This window comes from Glycomyces tritici (genome assembly GCF_030403505.1).
The window spans coordinates 802,757-818,363 of the sequence record NZ_JAUEMJ010000002.1 but is presented as its reverse complement, the minus strand read 5'-3'; the positions used below and the strand labels follow the sequence as shown (position 1 = coordinate 818,363).

Sequence of the window (15,607 nt, the reverse complement as noted above, 5' to 3'; positions counted from 1 at the left end):
GGCAAATGACTAGGATCATCGCCGGCAGCCTCAAAGGGCGCCGCCTCGCCACGCCTCCGGGGGACCGCACCCGGCCCACCTCCGACCGCGTCCGCGAAGCGCTGTTCAACTCGCTCGCCCCCGGCGGCGACCTCGACGGACTGCGCTTCGCCGACCTCTACGCCGGGTCCGGCGCCGTCGGCCTCGAAGCGCTCTCGCGCGGCGCCGACTCGGCGCTCTTCGTCGAGTCGCACGCGCTCACCGCGAAACTCCTGCGCCGCAACATCGCCGACCTCGGCGTCACCGGCGCGGACGTGATCTGCGCCCCTGTCGAGAAGGCCCTCCAGAACGGCCCCGCCGAGCCGTTCGACATCGTCTTCGCCGACCCGCCCTACGCCCTCACGGACGCCGCCATCGCCGAAGTGCTCGAGGCGCTGGTCGCGAACGGCTGGCTCGCGGACGACGCCGACGTGGTGGTCGAACGCGGCGGCAAGGAGGCCTCCGTCCCGTGGCCGGAGAAGATCGCAGAAGACCGCGTCCGGCGCTACGGCAGCACGGCCCTTTGCTACGGTCACGCCCTGTGAAGCCTGAAGCCCGAATCGCCGCCTGCTCCGGTTCATTCGATCCGGTGACCTACGGTCATCTCGACATCTTCGGACGCGCCGCCCAGCTGTACGATGAAGTGTGGGTCGCGGTCTTCCACAACGCTTCCAAGAACGCGCTGTTCAGCGTCGAGGAACGAGTGGAACTCCTCCGCGAGACCACCGCGGACATCCCCAATGTGCGCATCGCGTCCTTCCAGGGCCTGGTCGTCGACTTCTGCAAGGAGCACGGCGCCGGAGTGCTCGTGAGAGGCGTCCGCGCGGCCTCCGACTTCGACTACGAACTACAGATGGCTCAGATGAACTACGGATTGAGGGGGATCGAGACGGTGTTCATTCCGACCAACCCCCTGTACTCCTTCCTGTCCTCCTCGATGGTCAAGGACGTGGTGAAATGGGGCGGCGACATCTCGCCCTATGTGCCGGAATTCGTCCAATCGCGACTGATCGAGCGTTTGCGCCAGGAATAGCCTCCTTATTCCACCCTCATCCGGGACAATGTCCCCATGACTGACATCGACGGGAGCAAATCGGTGGGTGCGCTCGACCGGATCGAAGAGATCATCGCCTACGTGGAGCAGGCCAAGGCCGTGCCCATGTCAAGGGCCTGCAAAGTTGACCGGGCCGAGATGATCGCCATGCTCGAAGAGCTCCAGAACGAACTCCCCGGCGACCTGCGGCGCGCCGAGGCCATGCTCCAGGAGCGCGACAAGATCATCGACGCCGGCGAGCGCGAGGCCGAGCGGATCATCACCGAGGGCGAGACCGAGCACGCGAGGCTCGTCTCCCGCCACGAGATCACCGTCTCCGCCGAGCACGAGGGCAACCGCATCATCGCGGAGGCCCGCGGCGAGGCGCAGCGCCTGCGCGACGAGGTCGACGAGTACGTCGACACGACGCTCGCCAACTTCGAGCAGTTCCTGCACCGCGCCCTCTCGGGCGTGGAGCGCGGCCGCGACAAGATGCACACCCTCCGGGAGATCGGCAGCTTCGCGCCCTCGCAGCAGGAACCGGTCGAAGAAGAGAAACCGCTGCCGCAGCTCTAGGGGCGTTCGCGCAGCCCGCCGGCCGCCGGACTTCGCGAACCACCCCTTCGGGCCCCCGCCCGGCGGCACCGGGCGGGCCCCGCCGTGTCGGCTCGCTCACACCCTCTCAGCGCGCCGCATCGTGCCCGCTACCTGGGTTGGGGCCGGTTCCGCCGTTGATGTAGCATTACCGGTCGGCCTCGATCGAGGCGCACCTCCCTATCGAAGGACCGCAGTACACCCATGACGAAGACCGCTCTGGATCCCGCCGCGCCGCTGGTGTTCGACACCGCGGAACTGCGCGGCGCGGGCACGACGATGCACGTCGCGCGCGAGATCCCCGCACCCGAGGCCTACGGCCTCGAAACGGTGTACGCGGTCCCCAAGGGCGCGGTCCTCGACCTCGACATCCACCTCACCGGCGTCAGCGAAGGCGTGCTCGCCACCGGCCGGGTCGAGGCGGTCGCGGAAGGCGAGTGTGCGAGGTGCCTCGCACCGGTGCAGGACGCTCTCAGCGTCCAGGTGCAGGAGCTGTACGCTTATCAGGGCTCCGTCACCGAAGCGACCACCGAAGCCGATGAGATCATGCGGCTCGAGGGGGACCTGCTCGATCTGGAGCCCGCGGTCCGGGACGCGCTGGTGCTGGCGATGCCAGTCACCCCGCTGTGCCGACCTGACTGCCCGGGAATGTGCGCCGAGTGCGGCGTTCCCTGGGATGAACTGCCCGACGACCACGTTCACGAGACCGTGGACCCCCGTTGGGCGGGCTTGGAGAAGCTTCGACTCGCCGACAATGACGGCGAATCGAAATAGCACAGCGTAAGCGTATAGGTATGGAGTTCTGAAGTGGCTGTTCCGAAGCGTCGTATGTCGCGCAGCAACACCCGACACCGTCGGTCGCAGTGGAAAGCTGCCCCGATCCAGTTGATCGAGTGCCAGCAGTGCCACGCCAAGAAGCGCGGCCACCAGGTCTGTGAGGTCTGCGGCACGTACAGGGGCCGTCAGGTCCTCGAGGCCTAAGTCCTCCCACGCATGGGCGACAAGGCAGTACAACATTTCGAAGCGGTGTTCGGGGTTCGAGCGATCGACCCCGAACTGCTGCGTCTCGCCCTGACGCACCGGTCATACGCCTACGAGCACGGCGGACTGCCCACCAATGAGCGCCTGGAGTTCCTCGGGGACTCCGTGCTCAGCCTGGTGGTCACCACCGCGCTCTACCAGGAGCACCCCGACCTGCCCGAAGGGCAGCTCGCGCGCCTGCGCGCGTCGGTGGTGAACATGAAGGCGCTGGCCGGGGTGGCGCGCCGCATGGGCGCGGGCGGCATCGGCCCGCACCTCCTGCTCGGCAAGGGCGAGGAGAGCTCGGGCGGACGCGGCAAGAACTCGATCCTCGCCGATGCGGTGGAGGCGCTGCTGGGCGCCGTCTACCTGCAGTACGGGGTGGAGACCGCCAAGGTCGTGGTGCACCGGTTCTTCGACCCGCTCATGGAGGCCGCTGCCGGCCAGGGCGCCGCCCTGGACTGGAAGACGAGCCTGCAGGAGCTGACGGCCGATTCGGGGCTCGGTGTGCCCGAGTACCGGATCACGGAGTCCGGTCCCGACCACGCGAAGCAGTTCACGGCGTGGGCGGTCGTGGCCGGCGAGGAGTTCGGCGAGGGCTCCGGCGGTTCCAAGAAGGACGCCGAGCAGATCGCCGCCAAGCTCGCTTGGCAGATGCTGTCCGAACGCCTCGGCGTGAAGCAGCGGTAAGCAGACGCTTGCGAGGGCGGCACCGGATTGCTCCGGTGCCGCCCTTCGCGTCTTCAGCGCTGGCACTTCGGGCAGTAGTGGGCGGACCTGTCGCCGATGACCTCGCGTTCGATCGGGGTGCCGCAGCGCTTGCACGGCTGGCCCGCGCGGCCGTAGACCGCGAGTTCGCGGGCGAAGTACCCGGCCTCGCCGCGGGCGTCCACGTACAGCTCGTCGAACGAGGTGCCGCCGACCGCGAGCGACTCGGTGAGCACGTCCTTCACATGCCCGAGCAGCTCGACGGCCTTGCGCTTGGAGAGCGAGTCGCCGCTGCGCCGGCCGCGCAGCCGCGCGCGCCACAGCGCCTCGTCGGCGTAGATGTTCCCGACCCCGCTGATCCAGGTCTGGTCGAGCAGGGCCTTCTTCACTTCGATGCGGCGCCGCAGCAGCCGCTCCGCGGCCGCGCCGGCGTCGAACTCGGCCTCGAACACGTCCGGGGCGATGTGCGCCATGGTCTTCGGCACCGCGCCGTCGAGTTCCGCGAGGTCCCAGTACCCGAAGGTGCGCTGGTCGATGAACCACAGCTCGCGCCGGTCGGCGAACCCGATCCGGCCGCGCAGGTGCTTGTGCGCCGCGCGTCCGTCGGTGACGACGTGCAGCTGGCCGCTCATGCCCAGGTGGCACACGAGCGCCCGGCCGTCGTCGAGGGTCAGCCACATGAACTTGCCGCGCCGCCCGCTGCCGGTGACCTGGAGGCCCGTGAGGCTCAGCTGGAAGTCGGCGATGCCGGTGGCGTGGCGGCGCACGGTCCGGGGGTTGTACACCTCGACGGCGCGGATGTGTCCGCCGCGGAAGGCCTCGTCGACCCCGCGGCGGACGGTCTCTACTTCGGGAAGCTCTGGCACCCCTCAAGTATGAGCCCTGCGCCGGGCATCGCCGCCGCGGCTCAGCTGAGCTGCGGATGCTGCTCCCTGACGGTGTCCAGGCCGTAGTTGATGGCGAAGGCGATGGCCGCGAGGCGCGAGTTCACGCCGAGCTTGCCGAGGACGTTCTGGACGTGGGAGCGGACGGTGGAGACGGAGACGCCCATCTGGGTGGCCATCTGGGCGGTCGGTTCGCCGCGCACGATGCGGCGCAGCACGTCGTCCTCTCTCGGGGTCAGGTGGTGTGCGAGTTCGAGTGCGTCGTGCTCGCCGAGGAGCGGGGCCGGCTGGAGGGCCGCGCGCAGCAGCTGCGGATCGTAGTAGGGCGGGCTGAGGAGTCCGCGGTCGATGGCTTGGAGCAGATCACCGGGCAAGATGTGCGTATTGGCTATGCCGGCGGCCGAGACCGAGACGGCTTTGCGGAGCACCGAGCCGTCGTCGCGGTCGGTGATGAGGAACAGCGGTCGCTTGCAGTCGGTCAGCACCCGGTTGCGGGAGACCGCTTCGAGTGCGACAAGGCAGCAGTCGATCTGCGCATCCGCCGCCACGAGCGCTTTCGCGGTCCTGGCTTCGACTGGGATGTCACCGCGTCGGTGGAGCAGGGGTCGAATGCTGGCGGAGAAGACCTGATTCGGGTCGTACAGCATGACACGCACGGTTGGCACCTCGTCCTTCAGGTTTTTTGGTCGCCTCCCCAGATGCGCGCCTCAGCGGGCGGCCATCCCAGCATGACTGTTGGTAATCATTCAGTCCAGGCTTGAGTCGGATGGACGACAGTAAGAGGTTCCAGCGTGGTTCACCTGCGATAATGCTGGGCCTGATCGGTGCTCCGAACGGGGTCCTGTCAGCCGAAGTTCTGGACCCAGTAGAGGGTGCCGTCGCGGTCGGCGATGCCGATGCCGATCACGCTGTAGCCGCAGTTGAGGATGTTGGCGCGGTGCCCTTCGGAGTTCATCCACCCCTCCATGACGGCCGCGGCGTCGGGGTAGCCCGCGGCGATGTTCTCGCCGACGCCGCCTTCGTAGCCCTGCTCGGCGGCGCGTTCAGTGGGGCCGCGGCCGTCCTGCGAGGTGTGGTCGAAGTAGTCGTTGACGGCCATGTCCTCGGCGTGGAGGCGCGCGGCGGCGTCGAGGCGGGTGTCGCGTTCGAGGGCGCCGCAGCCGGCTTCGGCGCGCTCGGCGTCGACGAGGTCGGCCACGGCAGCTTCGGTGTCGGCGTACTCGCCGGATCCGCCCTGGTCCTCGTCGCCGCCGGCGTCCTCGTCGTCCGCCTGGGTCGGCGCCTCGGTGGTCTCCTCGGGCGTCTCGGTCGTGGGGACTTCCTCGGCCTCCTGCGTGCGCATGCCCGCTTCGCCGGGGGCGTCGAGCACCTCGGCCTCGGGGGAGGGGGATTCCTCCGGGAGGGTGGTCTCGACCTGGGCGGTGGTGGGGGCGTCGCCGGAGGCGGCGAGGCCGTCGAGTGGCGATCCGAGCGCCCACAGTGAGGTCGCGGCGGCCGTGAGCCCGAAGAGCGCCGGAATCAGCAGGAGCATCCGGCGGCGGTGCTCGGCGCGGTCGCGGTGGCGTCCGCCCTGGAGTCTTCGCATGGGGGTAGGGCCTCGTCACGTGGGGTTACGTGTGAATCGTTCGGATTTTCCGGGACCCTACCAGGTTTCCGCGCCCCATGCACTAAGCAGATCGCCCCGTTCCAGACGTGAGCCACCCCCTCGAGTGTGACCCCCGTCGAATCCAGTGGGCAAAGCATGTGCAAAGCTTGACGAGAACCGTCGATCAGGCGGATGATGTCAGGAGACGGCCAGTGTTCACGAGCCGTGCTCCACTGGTCCGGCTAGGGGCAATCGGCCCCAGCGGCTAAAAAAATTCACTCAGCAAATGCGACGTTTTCATGGTGCGTACGCCAACGCCACCAGTCGACGTGATCGCAAGGAGAAACCATGGCGAAAGCCCTCTACGGCCACATCGGCCAGGCTCCCAACAAGCGCCTGCTCGAAGAAGTGGTCCAGCTACGCGCGCGAGTACGCAACCTCGAGTCCGAGCTCGCCGAGCTCCGGGCCCGGGAGGACGAGATCGAGCACGATCATGTCGAGGAGTTGATGCGGCTGCACGAGCCCGCGTTGACTTAAGTCGTCTCGCGACAACGAAACACCGGCGCGCCTGCTGATACAGCCGGCGCGCATTGCTATGTCCGCCCCTGCGGGCCCGGCCGCCCTGGAAAGCCCCGCCACCTCCCCCCAGTTCGTCCCCTTTGGGGCCTTTGATATACCCCTCTCCTCGATGGCGGCCTTGTAGGCTGGGACGGTCCCGCACCCGAAGCGACGCACACCAGCCCGGAGCGACCGTTGTACCTGAAGAGCCTCACGCTGAAGGGCTTCAAGTCCTTCGCCTCGGCCACGACCCTGCGTTTCGAACCGGGGATCACCTGCGTCGTGGGCCCGAACGGCTCCGGGAAGTCCAATGTCGTCGACGCCATCGCCTGGGTCCTCGGCGAGCAGGGCGCGAAGTCCCTGCGCGGCGGCAAGATGGAGGACGTCATCTTCGCGGGCACCACCGGCCGCCCCGCCCTCGGCCGCGCCGAGGTCACGCTCACCATCGACAACTCCGACGGCGCCATCCCCATCGACTACTCCGAAGTCTCGATCACCCGCCGCATGTACCGCTCCGGCGAAGGCGAGTACGAGATCAACGGCGACCGCTGCCGCCTCCTCGACGTGCAGGACCTCCTCTCCGACGCCGGCATCGGCCGCGAGATGCACGTCCTCGTCGGCCAGGGCAAGCTCGACTCCTATCTGCACGCCCGCCCCGAGGACCGCCGCGCCTTCATCGAGGAGGCCGCCGGCGTCCTCAAGCACCGCAAGCGCAAGGAGAAGGCGCTCCGCAAGCTCGAGGGCATGCAGGGCAACCTCGACCGCCTCGCCGACCTCACCGGGGAGCTGCGCCGCCAGCTCAAGCCGCTCGGGCGCCAGGCCGAACTCGCCCGCCGCGCCCAGACCATCCAGATGGACCTGCGCGAGGCCCGCCTGCGCCTCCTCGCCGACGACCTCACGTCGCTGCGCGGCAACATCGCCAAAGACCTCGCCGACGAAGAGGCCCTCAAGGAGCGCAAGGACGTCCTCGCCGAGGAGCACGAGCGCCTCAACGCCCAGGTGGGCGAGGTCGAGGCCGCGCACGCCGCCGACAAGCCGCGCCTGGCCCGCCTCCAGGAGACCTGGTACCGCCTCCAGGCCGTCGCCGAGCGCCTGCGCTCGACCGCCCAGCTCGCCGCCGAGCGCCGCCGCTACCTCTCCGAGGACGCCGGCGACGACCGCGCCGGACGCGACCCCGAGGTCCTCGAGACCGAGGCCGAGCGCATCCGCGAGCAGGAGATCGAGCTGCGCGAGTCCATCGCGGAGGACTCCGAGCGGCTCTCCTCCGCAGTGGAGGCCCGCGAGGAGACCGAGGCCGCGCTCTCGGAGGCCGAGCAGCGCATCGTCACCGCCGTGAAGGCCGCCGCCGAGCGCCGCGAAGCCCTCGCCACCCTCCGGGGCCGCGTCGACTCCCTCCAGACCCGCACCGCCGCCGCGGCCGAAGAACTCGAACGGGCGAACATCGCGCTCGCCGAAGCCCGCGAACGCGCCGAAGCCGCCGCTGAGGCGCACGCCGAAGCCGAGGCCGAGAACGAAGCGGTCGAGTCGAACACCGAGTTCGACGAGGCCGTCGCCGAAGCGAAGGCCCGCGTGGCCGCCGCCAAGGCCGAAGCCGACCGCCTCCAGGCCGCCGAGCGCGAAGCCGACCGCGAAGCCTCCCAGTGGGCCGCCCGCGAGGAAGCCCTCGCCGTGGGCCTGCGCCGCAAGGACGGCGCCGCCGCGCTCCTCGCCCGCGCCGACGCCGTTCCGGGCGTCCTCGGGTCCGTCGCCGCACTCCTCACCGTCGAACCCGGCTACGAGCCCGTGCTCGCCGCCGCCCTCGGCCGCCTCGCCGACGCCATCGCCGTGGCCGACCCCGCCAGCGCCGCCGAAGCGCTCAAGTTCCTCCGCGACGAGGACGGCGGGCAGGCAGGTTTCCTGGTGGCCGGTGCGCAGTCGCATGTGGCCGTTCCCGAAGGCCTCAAGGCCGTCGCCGACACCGTCAAGGCCCCGGCCGAACTCGCCTCCACGGTCCGCGCCGTGCTCGCCGGGATGTGCGTCGCCGACGACCTCGACGCCGCCCGCGCCATCGTGGACGCCCACCCGCAGCTCACCGCCGTCACCCGTGCGGGCGATGTGCTCGGTGCGGCGACCGCGTTCGGCGGCTCCGCGAAGGCCCAGTCCTATATCGAGATCCAGGCCGCCGTCGACGAGGCCCGCGACCGCAAGCTCGCCTCGGAGTCCCTCGCCGCCCAGCTGCGCGAGCAGTTCGAGGCCGCCCGCGAGGCCCACGCCGAGGCCGAGGCGGCCGCCGAGGCGGTGCGCACCGCCCAGCGCCAGGCCGAGGCCGCGCACAGCGTCGTCGCCCGCCGCCTCGCCGAACTCGGCGCGGCCGCCCGCAGCGCCGAGGCCGAGGTCGCCCGCCTCCAGCAGACGAAGGACCGCGCCCAGGCCGCCCGTGAGACCGACACCGCCGGGCTCACCGACCTCGAAGCGCGCCTTGAGGAGCTGGAGTCGCTGCCGGCGATCGAGGAGCCCTCCACCGACGAGCGCGACGTCCTCTCCCGCGCGCTCGACGCCGCCCGCCAGAACGAGATGGAGACCCGGCTCTCCGTCCGCACCGCCGAGGAGCGCGCGTCCGCGCTCGCCGGACGCGCCGACGCCCTCGCCCGCCAGGCCCAGTCCGAGCGCGCCGCGCGCGCCCGGGCCGAAGCCCGCCGCGCGGCCCGCGCCCGCGGCGCGAAGGTCGCCGCGCTCGTGGCCGAGGCCGCCGAGAACGCCGGCGTCGCGATCACCGACTCCCTTGAGGCCGCGGCGATCGAACGCGACCGCGTCGGCGCCGAGCAGACCCGCCGCGAAGCCGCCCTGGCCGATCTCCGCAACCGCGCCGGTGCCACTGCGGCCGAACTCGAGCGCATCACCTCCGCCGCGCACCGCGACGAGGTCGCCCGCGCCGAGCAGCGGCTGCGCATCGAGCAGCTCGAGGAGAAGGCCGGGGCGGAGTTCGGCGTCGACATCGAGACGCTTTTGGCCGAGTACGGCCCCGATCAGCTCGTGCCGCCCAGTGCCGAAGAGGTCGCCGCGGCGCTCGAGAAAGGCGGGCCCGAACCCGAGCCCTACGAGTTCGACCGCCCCACCATGGAGAAGCGCGCCGCGCGCGGGGAGCGGGAGCTCAAGCTCCTCGGCAAGGTCAACCCGCTCGCGCTCGAGGAGTTCGCGGCGCTCGAGGAGCGCTACAAGTTCCTCAACGAGCAGCTCGAGGACGTCAAGAAGACCCGCGCCGACCTCACCACCGTGGTGAAGGAGGTGGACGACCGCATCCAGCAGGTCTTCGCCGAGGCCTTCGCGGACACCGCCCGCGAGTTCGAGAACGTCTTCCAGACGGTCTTCCCCGGCGGTGAGGGCCGCATCCTGCTCACCGACCCCGAGGACATGCTGCACACCGGCGTCGAGGTCGAGGCGCGCCCGCCCGGCAAGAAGGTCAAGCGGCTCTCGCTGCTCTCCGGCGGCGAGCGGTCCCTGACCGCGCTGGCGCTCCTGGTCGCGATCTTCCGCGCCCGCCCCAGCCCGTTCTACCTGATGGACGAGGTGGAGGCGGCGCTCGACGACGTGAACCTCGGCCGCCTGCTGGACCTGCTGCGGCGGTTGCAGGAGAACTCGCAGCTGCTCATCATCACGCACCAGAAGCGCACGATGGAGATCGGCGACGCGCTGTACGGCGTGACGATGCGCGCGGGTGTCACGCAGGTCATCAGCCAGAAGTTCTCCCGCGAAGAGGACTGACCGCCCCCCAGTACAGTGGTTGCACGAGTGCGGCTGCCCGGTCGCCTCCGTGCGACTGAAGCTCTGGTGGAGGACTTTCCTGTGGACAACCTGTGGATCTGGGTGGTCGCGGCCGTCGTCGTGGTCGCCGCACTCGTCGGCATCGTGTTCGGTGTGCGCGCTTCCCGCTCGAAGGCGGTCGAGGCGCCGGCCGAGGAGCCGCAGGTCGAGGCCCCGAAGCAGGCTGAGCCGGCGCCGCAGGCCGAGGCGCCGAAGCCGGCGGCTCCGGGCATCGAGACGCCCGAGCCCGTTGAAGGCCGCCTGGTGCGGCTGCGTTCGCGTCTGGCCCGTTCCAACAACGCGCTCGGGAAGGGCCTGCTGGCGCTCCTGGCGAGCGACAAGCTCGACGACGACGTGTGGGACGAGGTCGAGGAGACCCTGCTGAGCGCGGACGTGGGCATGGCCGACACGACCGCCGTGGTCGAGAGCCTGCGCGAGCGGGTGAAGGTCCTGGGCACCCGCAGCCCTGAGGAGCTGCGCCGCCTGCTGAAGGCCGAGCTGACCGCCGTCCTCGAACCGGAGCTCGACCGCTCGATCGCCACCGTCCCGCCTTCGGGCGAGGGGCCGGCCGTGATCATGATGGTCGGGGTGAACGGCTCGGGCAAGACCACGACCTGCGGCCGGGTGGCCCGCGTGCTCATCGCGGAGGACAAGACGGTGCTCATGGGCGCGGCGGACACGTTCCGCGCCGCCGCCGCCGAGCAGCTGGAGACCTGGGGTTCGCGCGTGGGCGCGAAGGTGGTGCGTCGCGGTGAGGGGGCCGACCCCGCTTCGGTCGCGTTCGACGCGGTGAAGGCCGGGGCCGAGCAGGGCGCCGACGTGGTCCTGATCGACACCGCCGGGCGCCTCCAGAACAAGGCCGGGCTGATGGACGAGCTGGGGAAGGTCAAGCGGGTCGTCGAGAAGCAGGGCCCGGTCGCGGAGACGCTGCTGGTGCTCGACGCGACGACCGGGCAGAACGGCCTGCAGCAGGCGAAGGTCTTCGGCGAGGTCTGCGATGTCACGGGCATCGTGCTCACCAAACTCGACGGCTCCGCGAAGGGCGGGATCGTGATCGCGGTTCAGCGCCAGTTGGGGGTACCGGTTAAGCTGGTCGGACTCGGGGAGGGGCCGGACGACCTGGCCCCGTTCGAAGTCGGAGCGTTCGTCGATGCGATTGTCGACGGCGCCGAGTCCTGACACCCCTTAACGAATTCGGCAGGCACTGCGGGGACCGGTGAGCCAAGACGAGATTCCGCTGATCGGCGGCAACACGAGCACGGTCGTCCGGCTGGGGGACACGGTCCGCCGGAACACGGGACCCTGGACTCCCGCTGTGCACGCGCTCCTGCGGCACCTCGACGGCGCCGGCTTCACGGGCGCGCCGCGGGTGCTCGGCATCGACGAGCACGCCCGGGAGGTGCTCTCGTTCGTCGAGGGCGAGCCGGGCAAGTACCCGCTGGCGCCGCACTGGACGACCGACGAGGCCATGAGCGCGGTCGCGAAGATGCTGCGGATGTTCCACGACGCGCAGTACGGCTTCCGGCCGCCGCAGGGCGCGACGTGGCGGTCCTTCGGGCCGCCGCCGCCGGACACCGAGGTCATCTGCCACCACGACGCCGCCCCGCACAACGTGGTCTGGCGCCCGGACGGGACGCTCTCGCTCATCGACTTCGACCTGGCGAGTCCGGGCGCGCGGATCTACGACGTCGCGTACGCGGCCTGGACCTGGGTGCCGATCTTCACCGACCGGGACTCGATCACGCTGGGCTGGAAGAAGCCGGACCGGGCGCGGCGGCTGCGGATGTTCGCGGACGCGTACGGGCTCTCGGACCGGGACCGCCAGCGGTTCATCAAGGTGATCCGCAAGCGCATCGTGGACCACATCGAGGGCATCCGGCGGATGGCCCAGGCGGGCGATCCGGCGTTCGAGCGGATCGTGGAGAAGGGGCACCTGCGCCGGCCGGCGCGGGACCTGCGGCTGCTGGACGCCGAGCGGTACATCCTCGACGAGGCGCTGCGCTAGCCGCGTTCTGATCCTCTGCGACGAAGACCCGCCGACGAGCCGGGAGCCGGGGGTCTTCGCCGTTGCCGCGACACCTGGGAGCGGGCATCGCGAACCGCACGAGTGGAGCGCTCCCAGTCCGGTCGGAACGGTCCGCCGGTCGCAGTGCCGGGAGGCGCCGCCAGGTTGCGGCTTCTCGATGGTTATGAGGGAAGTGAAGCAAACCTACCGTGCGAGCGTTTGCCTGTCAATAGATAGGCAAATGTCAATGTCTAGGGCATGCGGGCGCCCCGGCGGCATCGCGCATGCCGCCGGAGCGCCCGCCTCCTCGACCCCGAGGTCCTAAGTGAGCAGGTCGTCCGTCCTGCTCAGCACGTGCGCTGCGACCGTGCGGCTCAACTCGACGCCCGCCAGGTCCGCCGTGCGCGAATGGATGCCCGACCAGACCCGGGCGTCGACGTTCTCGGTCGTCAGGGGATGCCAGGTCGTGTACGTCCGCGTGACGCCGGGCGCTGACGGGCTGGGGATGGTGAAGGGCGCGCCGGGGCCGTCGCCCACCAGCTGCGTGAGCACCTCCTCGGCCGAACCGGAGTAGGTGTTGTGGCCGCTCGGATAGTCCGGGTGCGACGGAGTCGTGTGCAGCGGCGCCCAGTTCGGGTCCTGCACCGTGGCCGGGTCGCCGTCCTCGACCGGCCCGGCGATCGCGGTGACCGGACGCCACAGCAGGTGCGCGTACTTCGAGTCCGAAGTGGCGATCTGCGTGTCCACGGAAGCGACGTGGAAGAGCGCCACGAGCGCCACCTGGTCGCGCAGCGGCCCGGTGTGGTGCTCGAGCGCGGCGCGGAGCACGGGGTTGTAGAGGGTGAACGAGCTGCCGAGCCAGAACTGCGCGGTGTCGGTCTGCTCCTGGGTGCGCACGGTGCTGTTCAGGGCCCCGTACGCGTAGACCTCTTCGATGTCGGCCCGGTAGGCGGCCGAGCCGAGTGCGGGCGGCGCGGGCAGCCGGAACTGGTCGCCGCTGTCGAGCGCGAACGGCACCGCATGGCGCGTGCCCGCCTGGAGGCCGGGGCCGTGCGCCGGAGGCGTCGGCTGCCAGACCCCGGGCGCGGCGGCGGGCGGCGTCCAGGCGACGTTGACCGACGCGGGGTCGAGTCCGTCGCCCTCGCGATCGGCCAGGAGCGAATCGGCCTGTGCGACGCCCGCCGCGGAGCCCCGGCGCTTCGCGCTCCCCTCGGGGACGGCGGCGAGCGCGTCGGCGAGCGCCGCGTCGAGCTCGGTGGCCCGCGCCGGCACGAGGGCGACCAGTGCGCGGTGCACGGCCGAGGCGAGCGCGGCCTCGCGGTAGCGGGAGGCGTTGAGGCCGTGCGGCACCCGCCGGACGGCCCGGGCGGCGGCGAGCCACGCGATCGCCCAGGTCCTGCTGTTGGTGACCTGGGTCGGAGCGGGCGCTGCGGTGACGGTTTCGTTGGTCGTGTCGAACCAGCGCAGTACGACCGCCGACGGGGAGTGTCCGGCCGAGGCCGGTGCGGCGGTGCCGATGGCCGCGCCGGCGGCGGCCACCGGTGCGGCGGCGAGGATCGTGCGGCGTGAGACCGAGGTGCGGTGGGTGGAGGACATGATGCTCCTTGCAGTGCAGGGTGAATGAAGGCAGGAGGAACGGGAGGCCGGACGGCGGGGCGCGGTCGGGCCGAAGGAACGGTCTACAGAGGTTGGCGGCGGCGCGGGAAAGCCGGGGCGGCTCAGGAAGGAGTCGGCCCGGTGTGCCGCTGCAAGCGGGGCATCCGGGGCGACGGGGAGGGTCAGCGACAGAGGGCGCTGGCGACGCGCATCTGGTCGACCTCGCGCCGCTGTGCGAAAGCATTGGCGGACTGCATGCAACGATCATAGCAGTAATCCCATGGGAATACTAGGATTAAGATCGGCCGATCCCCGGGGTCGCGAGGATCGGGCAGTCAGGCCGCGGTCCAGCGCAGTTCGCGGGACGCCAAGGGGCCGTAGCGGGTCACGGCGGCCAAGGCCGCGCGGTGCTCGCCCGGCTCGCGGTCGAGGGCCCGCGCGAACCGCTGCCGCCCTTGCGCAGCGATGACCTCGCCGTTCCACGAGCCGCCGATCGCATACGGGTGCACCGGCTTCAGCTCCACCGCAGGTGCGCCGCCGAGCGCGGTCACGCCGATCGCGAGGTCGGAGAGGCGCGGGTACGCGTCGGCGCTGTCGCGTACGAGCCGCTCGGTCGCGAGGACCTGGCCGTCCTGGAACACAGGCACGAAACCCTCGGGCTCCCAAGCGATCCCGGTGACCGAGGCGTGCGCGAAGTACGCCGCCCACAGCTCCGGGTCCTTCATCGGCGCGCGCGGTCCCACGTGCACCGGCCGGGCCGCCCGCTCGCGCGCCTGGAGCTCGGGCAGGCCCAGCGGCTTCCCGTTCTCGTCGGCCCAGTACGCGCCGTGCTGGCCGTCGAGCAGCACCCACTGGTCGAGGTCGTCGATCCAGGCCTCGGCCACGGCGTGCCCCTGGCCCACGCCGTCGTGGTAGTCGCCGCGCCGCAGCCACACCCGGCGGGCCGGGACGCGGAGCGCGTTCAGGCCCTGCGCGAGCACGATCGAGTACTCCACGCACGAGTAGCGGGCGCCGTTGGCGACCTGCTCGAGCACGTCCAGCGCATCACCGGCGTTGATGCGCGCGTTCGCGTGCCGCCACAGCCCCGCCGTCCACCCCAGCAGCGCCTTCGCCGTCTCCCAGGCCCCCTCACCGGGCCGCGGCAGGCGCGGCAGCAGCTGCGGTTCCCGGTGGGCCTCAGCGCGGTCCAGGCGCAGGGGCGCGGCCGGACCCGGCTCGGGCCACGCCGTCAGCCGCAGCGCCGGCCGGGGCACGTTCGCGCGGGCGCGCTCCAGCACCGCCCCCCAGTCCGGGTCCGCGCCGAACGCCGCCGAGAGCTCGGGCTCGAACAGGTCCGTCTGGTGGAACCCCGCGTCGATGGCCTCGTCGAGCCGCGACCGGGCGTTCTTGAGGCCGACCTTGTGGGCGGCGATGGCGAGCGACGGCGCCCAGAGGTCGCGCCAGAACTCGGTGTCGCCGCGCAGGATCCGCTCGAGGTCCAGGAGCGTCCACCAGCGGGCGCCGCGCATGGCGTCCTGCGCGACGGTGCGCACGCGCGCGAGCTTCGCCGGACTGGGCGCGGGCTGCGGTCCGCGCCGGCCGTACGGGCGGTCGGCCGGCGCGCTGCGCTGACGGGGCTGGGTCATGCGTATGAGGGTAGAGTCACCCGGACGCCGCTCGCAAACGTTGTTGTGCCGCGTCCGCGCCTCCGCTAGAGTGGGCCGCATGATCTTTTAGAAGAGATTCGGCCGCCTCCTGCGATGAGGCCGCCAATACGACTGAGTGCCAGTTCTCGAGACGTAGAGTCTGACTCCGTTTCGCGCTCACGTCTCTTCACTCTCTACCCG

At 71.0% G+C, this 15,607-nt stretch carries 15 protein-coding genes; 10 read left to right on the top strand and 5 right to left on the bottom strand.

The features are described 5' to 3' along the window. The first annotated feature begins 5 nt into the window (after positions 1 to 5). From rsmD to rnc, 6 genes are all read left to right on the top strand, one after another. Positions 6 to 563 (top strand): 16S rRNA (guanine(966)-N(2))-methyltransferase RsmD, encoded by a 558-nt coding sequence (gene rsmD, locus QWI33_RS08985; RefSeq protein ID WP_289956920.1) that lies wholly within the window; start codon positions 6 to 8, stop codon positions 561 to 563. Continuing rightward, positions 560 to 1,051, top strand: a complete 492-nt coding sequence (gene coaD / locus QWI33_RS08980) for a pantetheine-phosphate adenylyltransferase (RefSeq protein ID WP_270115622.1) — start codon at positions 560 to 562, stop codon at positions 1,049 to 1,051. Before rsmD ends, coaD begins: the two co-directional genes overlap by 4 nt. 63 nt (positions 1,052 to 1,114) lie before the next feature. Further along, entirely contained in the window at positions 1,115 to 1,627 is a 513-nt protein-coding gene (locus tag QWI33_RS08975; protein WP_344471293.1) for a hypothetical protein, read from the top strand. A 222-nt stretch (positions 1,628 to 1,849) separates the two neighbouring features. Then, the gene (locus QWI33_RS08970) at positions 1,850 to 2,419 is read left to right on the top strand and encodes a YceD family protein (protein WP_289956919.1); all 570 of its coding nucleotides are present in this window, start codon (positions 1,850 to 1,852) and stop codon (positions 2,417 to 2,419) included. Positions 2,420 to 2,452: 33 nt separating this feature from the next. Then, the gene (rpmF, locus tag QWI33_RS08965; RefSeq protein ID WP_289956918.1) at positions 2,453 to 2,626 is read left to right on the top strand and encodes a 50S ribosomal protein L32; all 174 of its coding nucleotides are present in this window, start codon (positions 2,453 to 2,455) and stop codon (positions 2,624 to 2,626) included. Positions 2,627 to 2,638: 12 nt separating this feature from the next. Then, the gene (rnc, locus tag QWI33_RS08960) at positions 2,639 to 3,355 is read left to right on the top strand and encodes a ribonuclease III (RefSeq protein ID WP_353895410.1); all 717 of its coding nucleotides are present in this window, start codon (positions 2,639 to 2,641) and stop codon (positions 3,353 to 3,355) included. 53 nt (positions 3,356 to 3,408) lie between these two features. Here the strand turns inward: rnc and mutM are convergent, their stop codons facing one another. From mutM to QWI33_RS08945, 3 genes are all read right to left on the bottom strand, one after another. Beyond that, positions 3,409 to 4,239, bottom strand: coding sequence for a bifunctional DNA-formamidopyrimidine glycosylase/DNA-(apurinic or apyrimidinic site) lyase (mutM, locus tag QWI33_RS08955; protein ID WP_289956916.1), 831 nt, complete (start codon positions 4,237 to 4,239; stop codon positions 3,409 to 3,411). A 41-nt stretch (positions 4,240 to 4,280) separates the two neighbouring features. Further along, positions 4,281 to 4,904: a helix-turn-helix transcriptional regulator gene (locus QWI33_RS08950; RefSeq protein WP_289957205.1), complete on the bottom strand. Its 624-nt coding sequence runs from the start codon at positions 4,902 to 4,904 to the stop codon at positions 4,281 to 4,283. Positions 4,905 to 5,101: 197 nt separating this feature from the next. Beyond that, positions 5,102 to 5,842, bottom strand: a complete 741-nt coding sequence (locus tag QWI33_RS08945; protein ID WP_289956915.1) for a CAP domain-containing protein — start codon at positions 5,840 to 5,842, stop codon at positions 5,102 to 5,104. A gap of 348 nt (positions 5,843 to 6,190) precedes the next feature. Here QWI33_RS08945 and QWI33_RS08940 point away from each other — a divergent pair, with 348 nt between their 5' ends. The 4 genes from QWI33_RS08940 to QWI33_RS08925 all read left to right on the top strand — a co-directional run bounded on the left by QWI33_RS08940 (position 6,191) and on the right by QWI33_RS08925 (position 12,185). Next, positions 6,191 to 6,379: a hypothetical protein gene (locus tag QWI33_RS08940; protein ID WP_270115615.1), complete on the top strand. Its 189-nt coding sequence runs from the start codon at positions 6,191 to 6,193 to the stop codon at positions 6,377 to 6,379. Between the two features lie 216 nt (positions 6,380 to 6,595). Beyond that, positions 6,596 to 10,141 (top strand): chromosome segregation protein SMC, encoded by a 3,546-nt coding sequence (gene smc / locus QWI33_RS08935; protein WP_289956914.1) that lies wholly within the window; start codon positions 6,596 to 6,598, stop codon positions 10,139 to 10,141. A gap of 81 nt (positions 10,142 to 10,222) precedes the next feature. Then, complete coding sequence (gene ftsY / locus QWI33_RS08930; RefSeq protein ID WP_289956913.1) at positions 10,223 to 11,359, top strand: signal recognition particle-docking protein FtsY; 1,137 nt, start codon at positions 10,223 to 10,225, stop codon at positions 11,357 to 11,359. A 37-nt stretch (positions 11,360 to 11,396) separates the two neighbouring features. Next, positions 11,397 to 12,185, top strand: a complete 789-nt coding sequence (locus QWI33_RS08925; RefSeq protein WP_289956912.1) for a phosphotransferase enzyme family protein — start codon at positions 11,397 to 11,399, stop codon at positions 12,183 to 12,185. 321 nt (positions 12,186 to 12,506) lie between these two features. Here QWI33_RS08925 and QWI33_RS08920 read toward each other — a convergent pair whose 3' ends face one another. After that, on the bottom strand, positions 12,507 to 13,781 hold the full coding sequence (locus QWI33_RS08920) for a vanadium-dependent haloperoxidase (protein WP_289956911.1): 1,275 nt from the start codon (positions 13,779 to 13,781) through the stop codon (positions 12,507 to 12,509). Positions 13,782 to 14,116: 335 nt separating this feature from the next. Beyond that, complete coding sequence (locus QWI33_RS08915; protein WP_289956910.1) at positions 14,117 to 15,406, bottom strand: transglutaminase-like domain-containing protein; 1,290 nt, start codon at positions 15,404 to 15,406, stop codon at positions 14,117 to 14,119. Positions 15,407 to 15,607 lie beyond the last annotated feature (201 nt).

Excerpts from the sequence above, each read along its gene's own strand:
- QWI33_RS08970 (WP_289956919.1), top strand. The coding sequence starts at position 1,850 with ATGACGAAGACCGCTCTGGATCCCGCCGCGCCGCTGGTGTTCGACACC.
- QWI33_RS08920 (WP_289956911.1), bottom strand. The coding sequence starts at position 13,781 with ATGTCCTCCACCCACCGCACCTCGGTCTCACGCCGCACGATCCTCGCC.
- QWI33_RS08945 (WP_289956915.1), bottom strand. The coding sequence starts at position 5,842 with ATGCGAAGACTCCAGGGCGGACGCCACCGCGACCGCGCCGAGCACCGC.
- QWI33_RS08915 (WP_289956910.1), bottom strand. The coding sequence starts at position 15,406 with ATGACCCAGCCCCGTCAGCGCAGCGCGCCGGCCGACCGCCCGTACGGC.
- QWI33_RS08950 (WP_289957205.1), bottom strand. The coding sequence starts at position 4,904 with ATGCTGTACGACCCGAATCAGGTCTTCTCCGCCAGCATTCGACCCCTG.
- rsmD (WP_289956920.1), top strand. The coding sequence starts at position 6 with ATGACTAGGATCATCGCCGGCAGCCTCAAAGGGCGCCGCCTCGCCACG.
- rnc (WP_353895410.1), top strand. The coding sequence starts at position 2,639 with ATGGGCGACAAGGCAGTACAACATTTCGAAGCGGTGTTCGGGGTTCGA.
- QWI33_RS08940 (WP_270115615.1), top strand. The coding sequence starts at position 6,191 with ATGGCGAAAGCCCTCTACGGCCACATCGGCCAGGCTCCCAACAAGCGC.